This window comes from Lacipirellula parvula (assembly GCF_009177095.1).
In the GTDB taxonomy this organism is placed as follows: Bacteria; Planctomycetota; Planctomycetia; order Pirellulales; family Lacipirellulaceae; genus Lacipirellula; species Lacipirellula parvula.
In genome coordinates this window covers 3,451,278-3,471,169 of sequence record NZ_AP021861.1, presented here as the reverse complement: position 1 = coordinate 3,471,169, position 19,892 = coordinate 3,451,278, and the positions used below count along the sequence as shown (strand labels likewise).

Here is a 19,892-nt window from a genome sequence, read left to right as displayed (position 1 = left end):
CTTGACGGAACGGAACCCCCGCTATCGTGACCCGTAAGTCTACGATTTCGTCCCGTTAATCCCCGCCTTGACCCTCGAATCGGCAAGCTCTGAGTTAACGGCCGGATGGATTCGGCCCCACAGTTGCTCTACACGCAGGCCGCATGCGAAACGTCGCGACGCTAGCCCCGCAGCGATCGTCGCGATCCCAGGACAAGGATGGTCCTTTAATCGCAAAGGAAGAGCATGGACGCTCAGGTCTCCCGGAGCCCTCGTAGGCTTATTGCGCTGTCGTTGTTGGCAGCGGTTGCTGCGTGCCTGCCGACCCTCGGCGCGAATCTCGCACACGCCGCCGGTTACCGCACAGTGAACTTCACCGTCGACGCCCCGACGCCGCAACTCGCCAAGGAAATCGGCGACTCGGCCGAAGTCTGGCGCCGCGACCTGGCGAAGGAATGGCTCGGCAAAGAGTTGCCGCGTTGGAGCCAACCTTGCCCGATCAAGGCGACCGTTGCTCCCCATCTCGGCGCCGGCGGGGCCACGAGCTTCGTTTTCAATCAGGGCCAGGTCTATGACTGGCGGATGAACATCCAAGGTTCGCGCGAGCGAGTGCTCGACTCGGTCCTGCCGCACGAAATCACCCACACGATCTTCGCCACCCACTTCCGCCAGCCGCTGCCGCGCTGGGCCGACGAAGGCGCCTGCACCACGGTCGAGCACCACAGCGAAATCCAGAAACAAGAGCGGATGCTGATCGACTTCCTGAAGACGAAGCGCGGCATTCGTTTCGACGAGATGTTTGCGATGACCGAGTACCCCGCCGACGTGCTGCCCCTCTACGCCCAAGGGCATTCGCTCTCGCAGTTCCTCATCTCACAGCGCGGCAAGCAGGTTTTTCTGAACTTCCTTGCCGACGGCATGCGGACGAACGATTGGCGGGCCGCCATCCAAAGCCACTATGAGTACGAGCACCTGCTCTCGCTGCAAAACTCGTGGATGGACTGGGTTCGCGCGGGTCGTCCGCCGCTGCAGCTTGTCGGCGGTGGCGGCACGATGCTCGCCTCGGCTCAGGTGCCAGCTCCGGCTCAGCAATCGGTGTCGAACGGCGCCTCGGCAACGATCACCCCCACGCCCAATCCGGTCGGCAACGTCGCCGCCCGCCCGCAGAGCGTCTACGGCGAGAGCACCAACTGGGTGCCGGCCCGCAACTCGCAACCCGTCACGTCGACCGCCGGCTACGAATCGGGCCGCCCGATCATGATGAGCGGCGGGCGTGAGAATGTGATGCGGTAATCGCGTCTGTTCTGTGGGAGGCGTCTCCGACGCCGATTTCGGTTACCATTCCAAACCGTTATCGACCCGCAATGCTGCATCGGGGTCGGAGACCCCTCCCACAATCACCCCCCGGTTTGAAGAACCGGGGGCTAACGCGCTCAAACCGCCCCGAAAAAGTACCGCGTCACGTGATAAAACACCGGCGCCGCGAAGCAGATCGAATCGATCCGGCTCAGCACGCCGCCGTGCCCTTCGACGAAGTTCCCGCTTGAAACTTCGCCGCGGTCTTTCTTGATCGCCGACATCGTCAGCGAGCCAGCCGCCCCGCTCAGCGCGATCAGTAGCGCCATCGCCGAGGTTTGCCACCAGTACTGGAACGGCGACGCCCACTGCAGCAGCACGCCCAGGAGCGCCGTCGACGCCGCCCCGGCCAGCACCCCTTCCCACGACATCACGGGGTCGACCTTCTGAGCGATGAGGTGCCGCGCGTAAATCCGGCTCCAAAACCACTCGAGCAGGTCCGAGGCGAGCACGATCGTGATGAAGAAGAACAGCATCCCGGCCGGATAGTACCGTTCCGGCGTGTCGAGCTTCAGGTACAGCAGGGCCGGTGCAAAGCTTAAGCAATAGACGCAAATCATGAGCGCGCACTGCACCTTGGCGATTCGCTCCAAGAAGCGGTCGTAGTCGCCGTATACCGCCGCCCGCGCCGCGATGAACAGAAACGCGAATACTGGGATCAACACGCTGTAGAGCCCATACTTGTCGAGGTAGACAAGCAAAAACTGCATCGGCGTGAAGAAGAAAAAGACCCAAAACAGCGCCCGGTGGTCGCCGATGCGCGTCGGCGTCAGCGTGACGAACTCCCGCAGCGCCCAGAACGCAATAAACGCGAACAGCACCACGGTGAGCCATGGCAACAGGAACGCGATGACGATCACGGCGGTAAAAAACCACCACGCCTGGATGCGCGAGTTGAACGATTCGATCGCTCGGCGATCGAGCGCCGGCGACTCGCGTTTCCGCAGCCACTGACCGACGAACGTCGCCACTCCCAAGAGCAGCAGCACGGTTCCGACGAAGATTAACAGGTTCGGATTCATCGTCAGACCTCCTTCAAGCGGAGGATCGCGTCGCGGGCACGGGCGAGAAAATCGGGCTTCGGTTCGCTGGCCTCAAGCCACAACGGCGGGCCGAACGTCACCGACGACAACAGCGGCACGGGCAGAAACTCGCCGCGCGGCAAAATGCGATTCATGTTGTTGATGTAGACCGGCACTAACTCGAGGTCGGGCCGCTTCTTGGCGAGGTAGTAGAGCCCGCTCTTGAATTCGCCGACCGATTCGCCGCTCGAACGCCCCCCCTCCGGGAACATGATGATCGACTGCGTGCGGCCGATCTCGCGAACCATCAGGTCGACGGGGCTTTGGTGGACCTTGATCTCGGTCCGGTCGATCAGCATCGCGTTGAAACTTTTCGCGAGCCGCGGCTTAAGCCAGCCCTTTGACCAGTAATCCTTGGCGGCGACCGGCCGAGTGAGCCGGCGAACCGGCGTCGGCAGAGCCGACCAGACCAGGATCACGTCGAGGTGGCTCGTGTGATTGGCGAAGTACACCCGCTGGCAGGTGTCGGGTTGCGATTCGACCCAGCGCACGCTCGCCCCGCTAATCGCGCGGGCAATCCAGGTGAGCAGGGTTTCGGTGACCATGTCAGACGGCGGGGTTTCGGAAAATGGCGAAGCTGTATGGTAATAGCGGGGCGAGTCGAGCGGAATGCACGCGATTTGGGCATTCTCAACTCGCCGAACGCTCGCGATTCCGCCCGCACACAACCGCGCCAAAAATTGATTGTTCTGGTCCCCTCCCCCTTGAGGGGAGGGTTAGGGAGGGGGGCGTAGCTGGTACCCGCTTTAACCCCCTCCCCCCGCCCTCCCCGCAAGGGGGAGGGAGCCACAAGAAAAAATCTTTTACATCGTCCCCTTGGCATTCCGCCGCGGCAAAACGCCCGTCAAAAACGGCAGCGTGCTCGGCCCCTCGTCGTCGTCCGTCGCCAGGGCGGGAGCCAATTTCGCCACCTGCTTCGAGACGAAAATCCGCTCGATCAGCTCTTCGTAGCCGCGAACCATCGCTTCCAGCGACCAGCGGGCCTCGACCCTCCGTCGCCCTTCTTCGCCCAGCCGGCGGGCCTCTTCCTGATTCTGCAGTAGTTCGACGGTCGCCCCGACGAACGCTCCCTCGTCGCCCGGCGCGAACAGCCGCCCCGTGACGCCGTCGACGACCGTCTCGCGTACCGAGCCGACGTTCGACGCCACCACCGGCACCCCGCAGGCGAGGGCTTCGAGAATCGACACCGGCGACGCCTCGTTGTGCGAAGTGAGCGCCACGACGCTGCACGCCGCGAGCAGCGCGGGGACGTCGCTCCGCGAACCGACGAAGTGCACCGCTTCAGCAAGCCCCAGCTTCTTCGCCAGCATTTGTAATTCATTCCGCTTCGGTCCGTCGCCGACGACGATGAACTGCGCCGCCTGCAGCGTTTGGCGAATCGCCGCGGCGCCATGCAGGAACAGCTCGTGATTTTTCTCGGGGCGGAGCGCGGCGAGAATGCCGACCACCGGCGCATCGGCGGCGATGCCGAGTTCATTGCGAATCGGCGTCGCATCTTGCGGCGAGAATCGCTCGCAATCGACGCCGTTGTAAATCGTGTTCACCTTCGCGGTGGGGAACCGTTCGTTCTGCACGAGGTGAACCGCATGCGCGTCGGCGACGCCGATGAAGGCGTCGGTGATCCGCGTTAGCATGCGATTGAGCCGGCCGACGCCATCAGGCCAGCCGGTGCTGTGGAGCGCCGACGCCACCACCGGGACGCCTGCGAGATACGCGGCCAGCCGTCCCCAAAACATCTTGTCGCCGGCGCCGACGGTCACCACCGCATCGGCCTGCGGCCGCCGCATCAGCGACCACAACCGCGGCAGAATCCGCACGTCGTATTTGCAGGCGAGCAAATCGTGATGCACTGGCATCTCGGCCGCCAGCATCTCGCCGAGCGGACCAGGCTCTTTGAGGCAGACGATTTCCGGCGCGAACCGCTTGCGGTCGAGCCGCCGCACGAGGTTCACCAGCAGCGTCTCGGCGCCGCCGACCGGCATGCTCGTCAGCAAGAACAAGACGCGCAGTGGTTTCGAACGTTCGACAGTTTCCATCGCAAGCCTCGCAACTTAGCGGGATCAGTTCGCCGCCCGAACGCGCGGGCGCCGCAGCACAGGTAGCACCTTGGCGAGCGATTCGAAGGCGAAGTGTTTGAGTTCGTATTGTTCCAGCGGCGTGAGCACCCACGGCGTCAGCAAGCTCGTCGCCACGACGGCCCCGCCGACGACCACCGAGGGCCACAGCCCAAAGCCGAGCGCCATGGGCGCGATCGACAGCAACCACGTACCGCCGTCGACGTGCATTCCATGCCGACGATTCAGCCCTAACACCACCAGCAGGCAGACGCAGGTCGAAATCGCCGTGGCGAATACCGCTCCGTGCAAGCCGTAGTACGGGAGCAACATGAAGTTCAAAATGATGTTCAGCACCAGGCCGATAAACAGCGGCAAGGTCGAGAGGCGCGCCTTCTCGGCACACCACAGATAGTTCTGGGCGACGATGTAGACGCCGTACCAAATGCAGCCGGCCAGCGTCCACGGCAGCACGTGCAAGCCGTCGTCGTACTTGCTCTGCAGCACGATGTGGAACAGCGGCGGCGCGATGATCAGCACCGCCACGCCGAAGACGATCATGCAAATTGACGTCAACTTGATCGTAAGGTTGAGCCGCTTCGATACGTTCTCGCGGCGGCCCGCTTCCCAGTCGTGGCTAAGATGCGGCATCACCAGCCCGCTAAGCAGATCGGCAACCGACACCATCAGCAGCGGAATAATCCGGCTGCTGTGGTAGTGGCCGACTTGTTCGAGTGCTTGGCTCGGCGTCAGCCCCGCACAGTGGACGATCATGTAGCGATCGACGATCGCAAACAGGTGCGTCAAAAGGTTCGTTACCCACACGAAAAATGCGAATCGCAGCAATTTCGTCCAGAACTCGCGGTGAACCAAATCGTCTTCGGGCCGATCGAGGTGGGTGAACGCCGGCCACGCCCAAATGATGGCGCCGACCGACGAAATCAAGCAAGCGATCGAGTACCCGAACAGAATGCTGTTCATCGTCGGATACTTCCACATCAGCGCGAGCGAAATCACCGCGAATAGGATGCTCTGGGCGAACTGCATCGCCGAGACGATCCGCACGAGTCGCAACGCCGTCAGCAACGCGGTCAGCGTGTGCTGCAAGATGATCGTCAGCAGGCAGAAGCCGATGTTCCGCATGACGTCGGCGTACTTCGCGTCGCCGAACATCATTTGCGAGAGCTGCGGCGCCATCAGTTCGATGATCGCCACCGAAACCAGGCCGCACGCCGTCGTCCACAGCGTCGCCCGGTTGAGGAACGTTCGCAAATGCCCGCGTTGCCGGTAATGTTCGGCGTAACGGCCAAACGACCCCGGCACGCCAAGTACCGCGAGCGGCGCCGCCAGCATCAAAAAACTGTACACCATCTCCCACTCGCCGAGCGACTCGGGGCTCAGCCAGCGGCAGAATAAGATCCCGCGGCCGAAGCCAACGGTTCGCTGGACGACCGTCACCACGAGCAGGATGATCACGCTCGCAGCGAGCGTATCAGCCTCCAGGTTCCGGCGCTTGTCCAGCGTCTTCGAGTTGTCAGCTTCAGTAGCGATAGATCCGACTCTCATAAAGCCGCCGACGTCGTCGGCGGGACATCACATAAAATTCTCAACCACCAACCAAACGCGAGTCACAACGAACCCTCAGCACCCTTCAATTCCGACCTCGCATCCCCGCGGAAGTCCCCCGCATCAAACCGCGGAATCCGCCGGAACTTCCGCGGATCAGCGGTCATCCAGTTGCAGAACCGCGCCCAACTCGGGTCGCCGTGGATGCGCTGGATGTGGAACGGATCGTCGCCCGGCATGTTGTAGCCGCCGTACGCCGAGCAGACGCCCCAGTATCCGGCGCGAAACGCCGTCGCGAACGCTTGCTGCGACAGATTCGCATGCAGTCCGAACGGAAACGCAAAGTAGCGCACCGATCGGCCGACGATTTTTTCCAAATCCGTCTTGGAACCGATAATCTCGCTGTCGAGAATCTGCTGCGAGGTGATCGGGCCGAGGTTGATGTGATTGCGAGTATGGGCGCCGATCTCGACGCCCGCTTCGGCCAACACGCGAATCTGCTCCGGCGTATTTGGCTCGAGCGGTTTGCCTTGCCGCACGTCGTGGACGAACGGCCGACCTTCCAGGACGTTCCCCGACGCGACGAAGTACGTGAACGGAATCTCTTGCTCGATCAGCCACGGCAGCGCTTCGCGACAATTATCGGCATAGCCGTCGTCGAACGTGATGCTCACCGCCGCGGTGCGGTTCGCCTCTGAGCCCATCCGCTGCTGCGCTTCGGTCAACGAAATGATTTCGAACCGTTCCCGCAGCCAGATCATCTCTTCTTTGAATCGCTGGTTCGAGATCGTCCAGTCGTTTGGATTCTCGTCGGCGACTCGATGGTAGAAGAGCGACATGATCGGCGCCTGCCCCGCGGCGACCAACTGCGCAGCCCGCCGCCGACGCAACGGCAACGTTGCGAGGTAGTACATGCCCAGCAGTGGTTCTTTGCAAGCTTCGGCTAGCATGTGAAACACCTCAGGGGGGCGAAAAAACGCGGAGGTCTGCGGCATCGACTCGTTAGCTAAAGAGCGAAGTGAGTTGCTTGGCGGTCGTTCGTAAGTTGGTCGCGCTCCCGCGCACCCGGTCGCGCAACCGCGGCCAGAGTCGATGCGGAACTGCAGTCAATCGGTAGGCTTGGCGCGGCGTTGCGCGCCAGTGAGCTTTGTAGGGTTCGTCGCCGCGAAGGAAGTCGAATTGCGACTGCCCGGCGGCGATTGCGTGGCGGATCGAGCAAATGGTCGACAGTTGGCCCGGCTCGTCGGCGAGCCGCGTCGGATCGACGCCCCCTTGGTAGGCCCAAGTCGCTTCGGCGTTGCCGACGTGGTACTCCGCGGCGATCGGCTGGCCGTCTAGTGCAAGCGTCGAAAGCCGCAACCGGCCTTCCGCGAGCAATTGCTGAGCGACGTCCCAATGGAACGCGGCCCAGGTCGGCGAGGCAAAGCAGCCCGGCTCGCCGAGCGATTGCCGCCGCCGCTGATGCAAGTCGACCAGCGTTTGCCAAGCGTCGCCGAAGTCGCCAGGCGACTCGATCATCCGCCAAACCGCCCGCGGCGAGTCGAGCACGCGGCGTTCCATCTGGCGGATCTGTTTGCGGTGGGACTTCGATTGCAGGGCGAGAAACTCGTCCCAGCTCGCCGGCAGATCAATCGCCCAACAGCGATCAGTCGGCATCCGCCGCGTCGTAAAGTCGCGCCGCGCCAGGCTCCCGAGCAAGTTCGTCGTCGCCCGATCAGCATCATCAACCGCCGTGAAACCAACGAGATCAATCTCGCCAATGGCGGCGATCGCTTCAGCGATGCCGTCCACCGCATCGGTCTCAAACGAAGGATCAACCAGCAGCCCCAGGTGATCGCTGCAAACTTCCCCATCGCCCAGCAGCCGCAACACGCAGCCTTGCGTCCAGGTCGTTTCGCAATACGCGGGCAAGATGGCGCGAACGCTCTCCGGCGAATCGGACGCATCGCTGAATGCTAACCAGACGCTGAGCTCGCGCTCGCCCTGCTCTTCGCCGTAATGCCGCCACCACGCCGCGAGCCACGTCCAACGGCGAAACGCCAGCCCACCGGCGAGCCGATCCCAGGCATCGCGGTAGGGCAGCAGGTCGTTCAGATTGTCGAAGCGTTGGAGTCGCACCGTGGCAATCTCAGCGTTGAACTGTGGAGTTGAGTTATTTTGTGGAAGTGCGGTTCTCTTTGTGGGAGGCGTCTCCGACGCCGATTCCGCGCACCACTCCAAACCAAGATTGGAGAGCAGCGCCGCTTCGGGGTCGGAGACCCCTCCCACACCCCTCCGGCAATGCAGAGAGCCGCACCCGCGCGCAACGCTCGCGCACGGGCGGCCCGTCCGTCGTCCGAAAGTCAGCGAAAACATAGGTCGGGATTCGTGAAACGCCGACAACGGAATCCCGAAGTAGCGGCTGTAGCGGCTCGGCCGGTCAGGCCAGCCGCGCCACATCCCCGGCGGCCGCCGATTCCGCCGGCAGCGATCCTCCATGAGCTACGTTCGTGTATCGGGAGGGGAGCCCTGCGCGAGCGGATCGCCGCGCGCTCTCCGCCCTCATCGATCGAGACACACGCGATGAATGCCGCTCCCTTTCCCTCGCTCACGCCGCACGAACTCGCCCGCCTGCTGTGGCGGAAGAAGGCGCTAATCCTTGCGCCCGCCATCGTCGGCGGCGTGCTCGCGGCCGCCTATTCACTGGTGATGCCGCGCTACTGGGAAGCGTCGCAAGGGCTCGTCGTGCGGCAGGAAACCGCTGGCGCCCGCGGCCCCACGCCCGGCAAGTTCGCCGATCTCTACGAGATGCGCACGTTGCAGGAAACGATTCTCGAAGTCGCCAAGAGTCAGCAGGTCGTCGTCGGCACCCTCAAGGCGGTCAACCAAGAACTCAACGGCGCCGCCGGCGAACCCGACGCCGAGGAAATCGACAAGTTCCGCGAGCACCTCAAGATGCTCCCGCCCCACGGCGGCGAGTTCGGCAAGACCGAGGTCTTCTACTTCTATGTGAAAGACCCCGATCGCAAGCGTGCGATTGCTCTCGTCGGCGAACTTTGCCGCCAGCTCGACCTCGCCCTGAAGCAACTCCGCACCGAACGGGCCCAAAGCCTCGTCGCCGAACTGCAAGAGCAGGTCGATCTCGCCACGACGATGAACAACGATCAAACGGCGAAGCTGGCGTCGCTCGAAACCGAAGTCGGCGCCGACCTCGGCGAGCTCCGCATGCTGCATTCCGGTTCGAGCGGCCAAAGCGACCTCCGCACGGAGCTCGTGCAGCTTGAATCTGATCTGCGGAAGTTCCAAACGCAGGTCCGCGAAGCGGGCGAGCTGATCTCGCTGCTCGAAGCGGCGCAGCAAGACGCCCAACAGCTGATCGCGACCCCGAATAGCTTGCTGACGACGCAACCTGCGTTGCGGCAACTGAAGGATGGCCTCATCAAGGCCCAAATCACCACCGCTCAACTCTCTGGCACCCGTTCGGACGAGCATCCGCAAGTAAAGGCAGCCATTGAAAGCGAAGCGCAGATCCGCAACGACCTCCACCGCGAACTTGATGCCGCCGTCAACGGCGCCGAAGTGGAAAAGAACCTCGCCGAACAGCGCGTCACCGCTACCGAAACGCGGCTGCACGCCCTGCAAGCGCGGCTCGTCAAACTCGCCGAGCAACGGGCCGAGTATGCCAACCGCATCGCCGCAGTCGACAACAGCCGCGCGACGCTCAACCAGGCCCGTCATAACTTGAGCACCGCGAAGGCTGCCGAAGCCGCCGCCCAGGGCGCCAGCCTCGTGACTCGCATCGGCACGCCCGAAACAGGCCCCCGCCCGGTTGGGCCGGGCCGCACGATCATCGCGCTCGCCGGCGCCGTCGGCGGCGGCATGCTCGGCGTCGCGCTCATTTTCTTCACGGCCGTCGGGGCGCCGCAAGAAACGACGCAGTCGGTCGTGGGAGTTCGTCCCGCTCCATCGCAAACGGTTCCGTATGCACCGGCGCCAACGCAACGTCGTGCTGAAACATTCGAACCCGTTCCCGCACGCGCGCCACTGCAGCCAGTGGAACACTTCGCGCCTGCAGCGCAGGCCGAGCCGCCCGCAATGCCGCGCAGTGCGCAGCCGTGGGACGTCGAAACTCGCCCGCCGGCTGAGCATTGGAGCGGCCTCGGCACGAGCGCCGACCTCGCCGCCGCCTCGAAACACTTGCTTGGCACTGGCCGCCCGGCCGCGGCGCCGGTCGCGACGATGCCTGAACGCAAACCCTCGCTGCCGCTTCCGCCCGGTGCGCTCCCAAGTGCGCTCGGCAGCCTGCCGCCCGTCGGCGTCGGCGTTGCCCCGGCCATGTCGTTGCAAGAAGCGATCCAAGTCGCCAAGCAATCCGCCAATTAACTGCCGCCCAACTAATGCCCGCCTGAAACTGGGCTCCCCGTGGGTGCCACTGGCATCCTGCCAGTGCAGAACTGCCGAGCGAGTACCCACTTCACACTGGCAGAATGCCAGTGCCACCCAAAGACGAAGACCCACTGTCACCATTCCGCTATGGAAGTCGCCATCGCCATCGCTGCCCTCGGCGGACTGCTCTGGTGGGCGGCGTATGCGCGGTGGGGTTCGCTTTGGATGGGCTGCGGCGCCTTCATCGCCCTGGGCTACGTCCTCGCGCCGCCGTTGTGGACCGCCCACATCGGCCCGATACCGCTCACCGTCGACCGCATCCTGCTGATCGGCTTCGGCGCCGCCTACATTTGGAAATGGCGCCAAGGCGAACTCGCGCTGCGACACATCTCGCCGGCCGATTGGCTGTTGCTCGCCGCGATCGGTTACTTCACCGTTCGTTGCGCCATGACCCCCACGCCGCCGCCCGATGGTTCCACCGTGAAACCGTGGTGGCGTCTCATTGCCGCGTTCTGGATTCCCGCCGCCCTCTACCTTGCCGCCCGCACGTCGAACGACGGCGAACGCCGCTGGCGCGGCATGCTGTGGATTCTCGCCGGCCTCGGCGGGTTCCTCGCGTTCACCGCGTTCGCTGAAATCACCAAGCAGTGGTGGGCCGTGTTCCCCCGCTACATTTCCGACCCGCTACTCGGCACCCATTTCGGCCGCGCCCGCGGACCGTCGCTCAACTCGGCGAGCTTGGGCATTATGCTCACCGTCTGCTTCTGGGCGGCGTGGATGTTGTGGCCCAAACTCTCGCGACTCGCGCAAGGCGCCGTCGCCGGATTGCTGCTCGCCATCGCCGGCGGCATCTTTCTCACGTTCACTCGCTCCACCTGGATCGGCCTCGCCGCGGGCCTCGCCGTTGTTCCTGCACTTCAACTCCCCAAGTGGCGCACTGCCCTGGCGATTGGCGTGATCCTCGGCGGCGCCATCGGCGTCGTCGCGCTCGGCGACAAGGTGACGAACCTCAGCCGCAAAGACTCCGACGCCTCGGCCGAGCACTCGGTCTACCAACGGGCGTCGTTCGTCTACGTTTCGATGCGGATGTGGCGCGACGCGCCGCTCCTCGGCTGCGGGTTCGGTCGCTACTACGACCTGAAGATGCCGTACCTCTCCGACCGCAGCCAGCAGCTTGAACTCGAATCGCTCCGCAACCTCGACCATCACAACACGGTCCTCAGCATCTTGGTCGAGACCGGCATCGTCGGCGTGACGCTGTTCCTTGCGCTGCTCGTCGCCTGGACGCGGATGGCGTGGCAGCTCTACCGCGCCGAAGACCTACCAATGTGGGAACGCTCCCAAGGCCTGTTCCAACTCGCCGTCGTCCTCAACTACGTTTCGTCGGCGTTGTTCCACGACCTGACGCTGCTCCCCACGGAACACTGGCCCCTATTCCTCTGCGCCGGCGTCTCGTCTGCACTCCTAGCACGCCGCGCAGAAACGCTAACCGTCACCCAACCAGTCCCCACCGCGCCGTGGCACGCTCTCCCCGCCTCATCCTGAACCCCGAATCCTGAACCCTACGCACTACCCCGATGCCCATCCCTCAAATCAACCTGTTCGGCATGACGATCCACGCGCTCGACATGCCTGAGAGCATCAGCACGATTCTCGATTGGTGTCGCACGCCCCGCGAGCGTCGCTGCCAGTACGTCGTGACGCCGAACGTCGATCACACGGTGATGTATCAGACGAACGCCGCGCTCCGCGCGTCGTACGCCGATGCATCTCTGATTCTCGCCGACGGGGCGCCGGTGATTTGGGCGTCGCGATTGCTCGGCCGCGCGCTTCCCGAGCGGGTTGCCGGCAGCGATCTCGCCCCTGCCCTCTTCAAACGGGCGAACGCCGATGCGGAACAAAACCAGCCGCCGCTGCGTGTGTACCTGCTCGGCGCCGCGCCAGGCGTCGCCGAACGGGCCGCCGAGAATGTCATTGCTCGCTGGCCCCATGTTGAAATCGTCGGCACGCTCTCGCCGCCGCTCGGCTTCGAGAAGGATCCTGCCGAGAACGACAAAATCTTCGCCACCGTCGCCGCCGCTCAGCCCGATTTATTGATCCTCGGCCTCGGCGCCCCGAAGCAAGAACTTTGGATCCACGCCCACGCCGCCGAGTTGCAAGCAAAGGTCGCCCTCTGCGTCGGCGCCACGATCGACTTCCTCGCCGGCGAAAAAAGCCGCGCCCCGCGCTGGATGCGCCGCGTCGGTCTCGAATGGCTTCACCGCCTCTCGAGCGAACCAGGCCGCCTTGCGAAACGCTACGCCCGCGACGCCTGGGTCTTTCCGCAGTTGATCTGGCAAGACTGGCGTCGCCGGGCGCCCGCCCCGCAGTGAGTGCGATTTTGATATAGTGGCGCCATGCCACCACGCCACGCCATTGTCATTGCCGTCGACGGTCTTCGCGCGTCCGCCCTCGGCGCCTACGGAAACGCCTGGCACCCGACTCCCGCGCTCGATCGGCTCGCGAGCGAGTCGTTGCTGTTCGATTGGATGATGGTCGATTCGCCGGCGCTTGCCGGGTTTTACCGCGCTGCTTGGCTCGGCGTGCCCGCGCCATACGACGGCGTCGAACCGACGAACCTCAAGCCCCTCGCCGCCGCGCATTCCGCCGGCCTGCTGCCGCAACTTCTCGCCGCCGGCATCGCCGCGTCGCTCACCACCGACGACGTCTGGCTCGCCGAGCAAGGCGACCAACTCGGCTTCCGCGACGTCCGCGCGCTCGAATTTCCCCAGCCCGCGACGGCCGAGAGCATGGCCGACACGGAACTCGCGCAGCTCTTTGCGATCGCCGCCGACCAACTCGAACAGTGGAGCGTCGCGGAAGATTCAGCGACAGCTGGCGCCGAGCCTCCCCGCCTACTCTGGCTCCATGCCCGCGGCTATCACGGCGCCTGGGACGCCCCGATCGAACTTCGGCAATCGCTGCTCGACGAGGACGACCCCGAGGCGCCGACGTTCGTCACGCCGCCGCTCCGTTTGGAAACCACGAACTCCGACGAACTGCTGCTCCAGCGCGCCTCCTACGCTGCGCAAACGACGATCCTCGACGAGTGCATCGGCATGCTGCTGGAGATGCTGACGGCCACGGGTCTCGCCGAATCGACCGCTGTGCTAGTGGTCGGCTGCCGCGGCTTCGCGCTTGGCGAACATGGCGCCGCGGGGAGCGAGGTCCACGACCTCTACGGCGAAGTGACGCACATCCCCTGCATACTCCGCCGCCCCGACGGTGCACCGGTCGCTCCGCCGCGTGCGAGCGAACTTGTGCAGCCCGCCGACCTCGCCCCCTACCTACTCGAATGGCTCGGCTGCTCCCTCCCGCCGTCGCCAAGCGATGCGTCGCAGCCGATACCCGCCCGCGATCGCGTGGTCGCCATCGGCAAGCATGGCGAAATGGCAATGCGCACGCAAAGCTGGCTGCTGCGGCAAGCAGCGAAATCCAGCGAGCTTAGCGAAGCTGAGCCAACCATCGAACTCTTCGCCAAGCCTGACGACCGCTGGGAAGCCAACGAAATCGCCGACCGCTGCCCCGACGACGTTGCGGAGTTGCTAGCAGAGTTCGGCTCTCCAAGCCGCTAGCAATTCTCAATCTGCAACATGGGGCTGCCGCAAAAATCGGCGCAAGTCGCGAGTTCCCCTCCACTTGCACCCGATAAATGACCTAGTGAGGCAACCTTCCGCCTCCTACAATCCTGCCGCGCTGCCACGGATTTGGCCGCTCGTCGGGCTCCTCCGTCGCTCTCAGCATTCACTGCTCGCACTCTAGGATCGTTACGCGATGCTCGGACAAGGAAGTCCGATCTGCCGGCCTCATGCGCCGACGCGATTCGTCGCCCTCGTGGCGGCCATCGCGGCGCTGGCGTTGGGCTCCGAGTGCGCACTCGCTGAAACGATCGAAGTCCGCCTCCGCTTTGGTTGGGGCGCCAACGCTCAGTCGCAGCAGAAATGGATCGGCGCCATCGCGGTTGCCGGCGGCGAACTGAGCGATCTGCAACCCCTCGGCGTTGAAGCCGACGAAGCGGCCGCCGTTCGTCTCGTCGAAAATCGCATCGTCATCGCCCCCCTGCTCCGCCGCCAAGCTGATGGTTGCGACGTCACCATCCGCGCGGACGAGACGGCGAGCGTCGTCGTCGACCTCCGCAAATCACCCGACGAACCAGCCAAACCGGTCGAGTTCAAACTCAGCGATCTCGCCGGAACCAAGCAGCAGACGCCGCTCGACGATCTCGGCAGCTACGTTCGCGTTGAACGCGCCCCGGGCGATTTGCTTTGCGTCCAGCTCAATCGCGATCACTTGGTATTCAATCCCGAAGAGTCGCTGCGGCTGACGCTGCGGCCGCAAGTTGCGTCTCTGCTCACGGCGCCCGCGACGCTCGAAGCGAAGCTCTACCGCCAAGGTTCGCCCGCCGCTCTCTGGCAAGCGACCTTCGCCTGCGATCCGCAAAACCTGAGCGAAATCCCCGTCGAACTCGCCGTCCCGAAAGCCGAAGGCGCCTACCGCCTGCGGATCACGCTCGTTGAACGCCCCGCCGGCTTCGCTAGTCGCCTGGCGCCATGGGACAAGGGTTCGGAACTCGCCGCCCGCAACGTCGGCTTCGTCGTCGTCGATCCCGCCGCCAAGCTGCCGCGGCTCACCGACGAATGGGAAACGGTGGCGATGATCGACGCCACGAGCTCGTCATGGTGGCAACGGCTTCCGCACTGGACGCAGGTCGAAAAGCTCCCCGGCTTCTCGACCCCGCGGCCGCTCGGCAACGTTAAGCCGCTTCTCTCGCCGCTGGGGCAAAGCCTCGTTGAACTGCCGCCCACGTCGCCGTCCGACGATCTCGCCTGGCAGGCCTACCTGCTTCCGGTGAAAAGCGTCGGCGAGCCGCACGCCATCGAGCTTGAGGTTCCGCGCGACCAAGAGCAACATCTTACCGTCAGCATCATCGAACCCGACGCCGCCGGCGAGGTTCGCACCTTCGGCCGCGATTGGGGCGTCTTCACCGCCGATCAAACGACGCAAACCGTCGACGCGAAAACCGGCGTCGTCACCCATCGCATCGTCTTCTGGCCTCGCACCAAATCGCCCGCCGTGCTGATTGCCAACCGCTCGCACGATCAGGGCGCCCTCTACGGCAAAATTCGCCTCCAACACCGCACGACGAAGGCCGCGCCGAACGATCCCGCCAGCCCCGCAGCGAAACAGCGTCTGGCCGCCGCGTACATCGCGGCGCCGACGTTCGCCGATTCTTTCGGCGCCGCCGGCGAGTTCGACGCCGAGAGCGGTCGCAGCATCGAAACGTGGCACACGTTCCTCACCGCCGCCAATCGCCTCGCCCAGCAACTGCATGCCGCCGGCTACAACGGCGCCGTCGTCTCGATCGCCAGCGAAGGCGCCTCGCTCGCCCCCGTCGCCGGGCTCGGCGTGTCGCCGCGATTCGACTCCGGTCTGCTCGCCGCGACCGGCGAAGATCCGATCCGCAAAGACGTGCTCGAAGTGCTGCTCCGCATTTTTGATCGCGAAGGGCTCACGCTCGTTCCTGCCGTGGAACTTGCCTCGCCGCTGCCGGCGATTGAAGCCATCCGCCGCACCGCGAGCGCCGGCGTCGCCGGCATCGAATGTATCGGCGGCGACGGCCAGCCATGGCGCGTGACGAATCACCAGACCACCGCGACGGCGCCTCATTACAACTTGCTCCATCCCGACGTGCAGGCCGAACTCACCGCCGTTGTCAGTCGTCTCGCGCAGCGTTACGACCAGCACCCGGCTTGGGGCGGCGTCGCGCTGCAACTGCACGGCGGAGGCTATGGCGTCACGCCCGGCATCGGCTGGGCCCTCGACGACGAAACGGCAACCAGCTTCGCCCTCGCCATGGAAACCACGCTGCTCATCGACGGGCACGAACGCTTCGCCCGTCGCAGCGAACAAGTCAGTGGGCCGCTCCTCCCGGCATGGAATGCGTGGCGCTACCAGCAAACGACCAATTTCTACAGTGTCGTCGCGACGCGGATCATCAACCGCCGGCCTGACGCTAGGCTCATCCTTTGCACTGAAGACCTCCTCGCCGGCGCCAACGCGTCGGAACGCCTTCGCCAAGCCGTTTCCGGCCGTGCGACGCTCGACGACGCCCTCGCCGAAACGGGCCTCGATCTCGCTCGGCTCGCGAAGACGCCGGGCGTGTCGCTTCTCCGTCCTCGACGTCTCGGCGCCGAAGATTCCGTCGACGCCTCGGCCGCCGATCTCCGCGTGAATCATGCCCCCGAGTTGGAGCAACTGTTCGTCAGCCGCGTCAACTGCGGCGAGGAACTCTACCATGTGCCGAGCGAGCTGCGCTTGGCGACGTTCGACGCTCAAAGCCCCTTCGGCGCCAACCACACGAACCTCACGCTCGCCGCCGCGTCGACCGCGGCGCACGAGCAGGCTACCCGCGGCATCGCCGCCGCTCTCACGGCGCGTGATTTCAATCTGGCTATCAGCGGCGGCACTCAGTTCCCGCTGGCCGACTGCGACATGCACCGCGACGCGATGCGGCTCTTCCAAGAGCTCCCCGCCGCCGGCGGCGACACTCGCACCGAACGCAAGCAACCTGTCACGCTTCGCATCTACCGTGAAGCCGAGTCGACCACCGTCTGCGTCGTCAATGAATCGGCCTGGCCGCTCGAACTCACCATCCCGCTCGAAGCCAGCGGCACGATGGTGTGGCGTCGCCTCGGCGTCGATCCCGCGCTCGAAGCGGCGCAAGCCGCGAGCGATCCGACCATCAGCGGCACGCTTCCGGGCGGCCCCAAGAACTGGACAACGATCCTGCCGCCGCACGGCGTGCAAGCCCGCCGCTTCTCGTCGCCCGCAGTGAAAGTCGGCGCGTGGACAGTGAAGATGAGCCCCGCCGCGAAGGCCGAACTTGCCCGCCGACTCGCCGAATTCGAACAGCGGATGGCGGCGCTCGATTTCGAACGCATCTACAGCGAACTCCAAAACCCCGACTTCGAACTGACCGGCGAAGCGGGCCAAATGCTCGGCTGGCAGCCGCGGATCGGCGCCGCTGGCGTCGTCGACCTTGCTCCCGAAACTGAACCAGTCACCGGCCACTCGCTCCACCTTCACAGCGAAGACGCCCTTGGCGTTGCCGTGCAAAGCCACCTCTTCCCGATTCCGCCGACCGGCCAGCTCACCGTCCGCGCCAGAATTCACGGCGCCGCGGGAGCCGCGAAATCGCAGCTTTACGCCTGGTTTGAGTACGAATCGGCCGGCGTCACGCGGCAACGCTACGTCGCCATCGGCGGCGAGCAGCAGCTCAATTCCGAGTGGACCGAGTACGAGTTCGCCGTCGACGACTTGCCGCTCGCCAGCACCGGCCAAATGCGGCTACAGTTCCACCTCGTCGGCCACGGCGAAGCCTGGATCGACGACGTGCGGCTGTACGACCTTCGCTTCTCGAAAGAGCAGCGTTACCAAATCTCCAAGCGGCTCTACGCCGCGAAGTCGGCCCTCGACGACGGCCAACTAATGGACTGCCAGCGCCTCATCGACGGCTACTGGCCGCGGTTGTTCGTGGAACAAGCGCCGATCGCGAGCATCGCCGCGAAGCCGAGCGATGTGCTGCCAACGCCGACTGCTGGCTCCTCAGCCGAAGAACAACGCGGCATCAGCGACCGCCTCCGCGGCATGGTGCCGCGCATTCTGCGCTAACGTTGTGGCGCCGGCCCTAACATACAATCAATGTTGAGGTCCCCTCCCCTTGATGGGGAGGGCTAGGGAGGGGTGGCGGCAGCTGGTACCAGGCGCGATCCCCCCTCCCCAACCCTCCCCTCCAGGGGGAGGGAGCCAGAGGGTGCGCGGGGGGCACTAATGCGCGTGATGCACCTGATCAATCACCCGCATCGCCTGCCACTTGCCGGTGCGATACCGCAGCACGTAAACCACGGCCAGCGTCGACACCCAAATCGCAATAAACCACCACGCCGCGTAGACGTCAAACTTCAGTACATAGACGCCAACGAGGCTGCCGAGCCACATCAGCGTCGACATAAAGCAACTGACGATCATCACGAACCGCGTATCGCCGGCGCCGCGCAGCACGCTCACTAAGATGATGACCGCCGCGTCGAACATGTTGTACGCCGCCACGAACCGCATCAGGTAGCTCGTCATCGCCTCGACTTCCGCCTTCGCCGGCTCCTCCTCCAAACCAGCCGCTTGCGGCTTCGCGTCCCCCGGCGAAACCTCCTCCGCAACCGACGCCGCGGGAACCTCGCCATGCGTGAAGAACGTCTGCAGAAACACCCGCGGCGCGAACACGAACACCAGCGAAATCGCCCCCATATAGACGAGGCTCATCGACAGCGTCGTCCGCGCGGCCCGCTGAGCCAGCTCTGGCCGATCTTCGCCAAGCTTCTGCCCCACAAGCACCGCTGTTGCCATTCCCAGGCCCCACACCGGCATGAACGCCACCTGGCTCACGCGAAACGCCAAGCTCGTCGCTTCTGCTTCGGCGACGCCGATCGTTGCGACGAACATCATGAACAGCGCGAAACCGGTCACGTCGAGCATCATCTGCGCGCCGCTCGGCCCGCCAAAACGAATCATCCGCCGCAGCAGTTGGCCGTCCGGCTTCATGTCGGCCGTGTTGAACGCCGCGCGGTTTGCCGGCATGAGCACGAGCGCGGCAAACGAAACAGCGCGACACCACTGGGCCAGGACGGTCGCCCACGCGGCGCCGGCAATCCCCCACGACTCGATGCCGAACCACCCCTGCACCAGCACCACCGCCAGGATGAGATTCACCATCACGGCGCCGGCGTCGACTAGCATCACCACCCACGTCTTGCCGCGGCCGCTGTAAAAACATTCGAGCGACTGCGCCATGAGCATTCCGGGGGCGCCGTAACAAAGAATCTGAAAGAACAGCGCCTCCATCCGCGCCAGTTCTTCCTCGTGGCCGAACAGATCGAACAGCCGCGGCGCGAACCATTGCGCCACCGGCACAAGCAGCGAGAACGACAGCGCGAGCCACACCCCTTGCCACACCGCAGGGCCGATTTTGTTCGGCTGCTCGTCGCCGAAATATTGCGCAACGAACGTGCTGCTATACGAACAGATGCCCCAGAACAGGCTGAGCGCCGCGAACCAAATGATGCCCGCCTGATAGGCCGCGGCCATCGCCGTGCCGGAAACCTGCATCAGAATCGCGGAGTCGATGAAGTTCATCAACGTCCACGAGAGCGTCGTCACGACCATCGGCACCGCAATCTGCAGCACCTCCCGGCCCCCAGCGGGTCGCGACCACCAAGACGTTGTTTCGCTCGCTTCGCTTCCGTTCGACATGAATTCCGCCTATCGCTGTTGCTCGTACCCCTAGCCCCGGGCTCCGCCCGGGGGCGCTTCGCTGAGCCACGCTCAACACAAGAATGTTCTGGTCCCCTCCCCTTGATGGGGAGGGTTAGGGAGGGGTGAGCGCGGCGGGTACCAG

Annotated in this window: 13 protein-coding genes; 6 read left to right on the top strand and 7 right to left on the bottom strand. The window is 64.6% G+C overall.

All coding sequences use genetic code 11. From position 1 onward, the window contains the following. Positions 1–276: 276 nt before the first annotated feature. Positions 277–1,272: a hypothetical protein gene (locus tag PLANPX_RS13655; protein WP_152099268.1), complete on the top strand. Its 996-nt coding sequence runs from the start codon at positions 277–279 to the stop codon at positions 1,270–1,272. 140 nt (positions 1,273–1,412) lie between these two features. Here PLANPX_RS13655 and PLANPX_RS13650 read toward each other — a convergent pair whose 3' ends face one another. The 6 genes from PLANPX_RS13650 to PLANPX_RS13625 all read right to left on the bottom strand — a co-directional run bounded on the left by PLANPX_RS13650 (position 1,413) and on the right by PLANPX_RS13625 (position 8,155). Next, the gene (locus tag PLANPX_RS13650; RefSeq protein ID WP_152099267.1) at positions 1,413–2,357 is read right to left on the bottom strand and encodes a phosphatidate cytidylyltransferase; all 945 of its coding nucleotides are present in this window, start codon (positions 2,355–2,357) and stop codon (positions 1,413–1,415) included. Positions 2,358–2,359: 2 nt separating this feature from the next. Next, positions 2,360–2,962, bottom strand: coding sequence for a lysophospholipid acyltransferase family protein (locus tag PLANPX_RS13645; RefSeq protein WP_152099266.1), 603 nt, complete (start codon positions 2,960–2,962; stop codon positions 2,360–2,362). Positions 2,963–3,220: 258 nt separating this feature from the next. Next, entirely contained in the window at positions 3,221–4,453 is a 1,233-nt protein-coding gene (locus PLANPX_RS13640) for a glycosyltransferase (protein WP_152099265.1), read from the bottom strand. A gap of 24 nt (positions 4,454–4,477) precedes the next feature. Beyond that, positions 4,478–6,037, bottom strand: coding sequence for a lipopolysaccharide biosynthesis protein (locus tag PLANPX_RS13635; protein ID WP_152099264.1), 1,560 nt, complete (start codon positions 6,035–6,037; stop codon positions 4,478–4,480). 62 nt (positions 6,038–6,099) lie between these two features. Continuing rightward, complete coding sequence (locus tag PLANPX_RS13630) at positions 6,100–6,987, bottom strand: polysaccharide deacetylase family protein (protein WP_172992056.1); 888 nt, start codon at positions 6,985–6,987, stop codon at positions 6,100–6,102. A 52-nt stretch (positions 6,988–7,039) separates the two neighbouring features. Further along, entirely contained in the window at positions 7,040–8,155 is a 1,116-nt protein-coding gene (locus PLANPX_RS13625; protein WP_172992055.1) for a GNAT family N-acetyltransferase, read from the bottom strand. Between the two features lie 444 nt (positions 8,156–8,599). Here PLANPX_RS13625 and PLANPX_RS13620 point away from each other — a divergent pair, with 444 nt between their 5' ends. The 5 genes from PLANPX_RS13620 (at position 8,600) to PLANPX_RS13600 (ending at position 18,112) form a co-directional block, all read left to right on the top strand. Next, a complete protein-coding gene (locus PLANPX_RS13620) occupies positions 8,600–10,399 on the top strand; it encodes a GumC family protein (RefSeq protein WP_172992054.1) in 1,800 nt (599 codons plus the stop codon). Positions 10,400–10,549: 150 nt separating this feature from the next. Beyond that, a complete protein-coding gene (locus PLANPX_RS13615; RefSeq protein ID WP_152099260.1) occupies positions 10,550–11,947 on the top strand; it encodes an O-antigen ligase family protein in 1,398 nt (465 codons plus the stop codon). 32 nt (positions 11,948–11,979) lie between these two features. Further along, complete coding sequence (locus PLANPX_RS13610) at positions 11,980–12,774, top strand: WecB/TagA/CpsF family glycosyltransferase (RefSeq protein WP_152099259.1); 795 nt, start codon at positions 11,980–11,982, stop codon at positions 12,772–12,774. 24 nt (positions 12,775–12,798) lie between these two features. Then, positions 12,799–14,016 (top strand): sulfatase-like hydrolase/transferase, encoded by a 1,218-nt coding sequence (locus tag PLANPX_RS13605; protein ID WP_152099258.1) that lies wholly within the window; start codon positions 12,799–12,801, stop codon positions 14,014–14,016. 199 nt (positions 14,017–14,215) lie between these two features. After that, positions 14,216–18,112 carry a hypothetical protein gene (locus tag PLANPX_RS13600; RefSeq protein ID WP_152099257.1) on the top strand — a complete coding sequence of 1,299 codons (3,897 nt, stop codon included), beginning with the start codon at positions 14,216–14,218 and terminating at the stop codon, positions 18,110–18,112. A 156-nt stretch (positions 18,113–18,268) separates the two neighbouring features. Here PLANPX_RS13600 and PLANPX_RS13595 read toward each other — a convergent pair whose 3' ends face one another. Further along, entirely contained in the window at positions 18,269–19,747 is a 1,479-nt protein-coding gene (locus tag PLANPX_RS13595; RefSeq protein ID WP_152099256.1) for an MATE family efflux transporter, read from the bottom strand. Positions 19,748–19,892 lie beyond the last annotated feature (145 nt).

Bases quoted from the DNA above. Each gene is read 5' to 3' on its own strand.
- PLANPX_RS13635 (WP_152099264.1), bottom strand. From the start codon at position 6,037: ATGAGAGTCGGATCTATCGCTACTGAAGCTGACAACTCGAAGACGCTG.
- PLANPX_RS13640 (WP_152099265.1), bottom strand. From the start codon at position 4,453: ATGGAAACTGTCGAACGTTCGAAACCACTGCGCGTCTTGTTCTTGCTG.
- PLANPX_RS13630 (WP_172992056.1), bottom strand. From the start codon at position 6,987: ATGCTAGCCGAAGCTTGCAAAGAACCACTGCTGGGCATGTACTACCTC.
- PLANPX_RS13645 (WP_152099266.1), bottom strand. From the start codon at position 2,962: ATGGTCACCGAAACCCTGCTCACCTGGATTGCCCGCGCGATTAGCGGG.
- PLANPX_RS13600 (WP_152099257.1), top strand. From the start codon at position 14,216: ATGCTCGGACAAGGAAGTCCGATCTGCCGGCCTCATGCGCCGACGCGA.
- PLANPX_RS13595 (WP_152099256.1), bottom strand. From the start codon at position 19,747: ATGTCGAACGGAAGCGAAGCGAGCGAAACAACGTCTTGGTGGTCGCGA.
- PLANPX_RS13610 (WP_152099259.1), top strand. From the start codon at position 11,980: ATGCCCATCCCTCAAATCAACCTGTTCGGCATGACGATCCACGCGCTC.
- PLANPX_RS13615 (WP_152099260.1), top strand. From the start codon at position 10,550: ATGGAAGTCGCCATCGCCATCGCTGCCCTCGGCGGACTGCTCTGGTGG.
- PLANPX_RS13605 (WP_152099258.1), top strand. From the start codon at position 12,799: ATGCCACCACGCCACGCCATTGTCATTGCCGTCGACGGTCTTCGCGCG.
- PLANPX_RS13620 (WP_172992054.1), top strand. From the start codon at position 8,600: ATGAATGCCGCTCCCTTTCCCTCGCTCACGCCGCACGAACTCGCCCGC.
- PLANPX_RS13650 (WP_152099267.1), bottom strand. From the start codon at position 2,357: ATGAATCCGAACCTGTTAATCTTCGTCGGAACCGTGCTGCTGCTCTTG.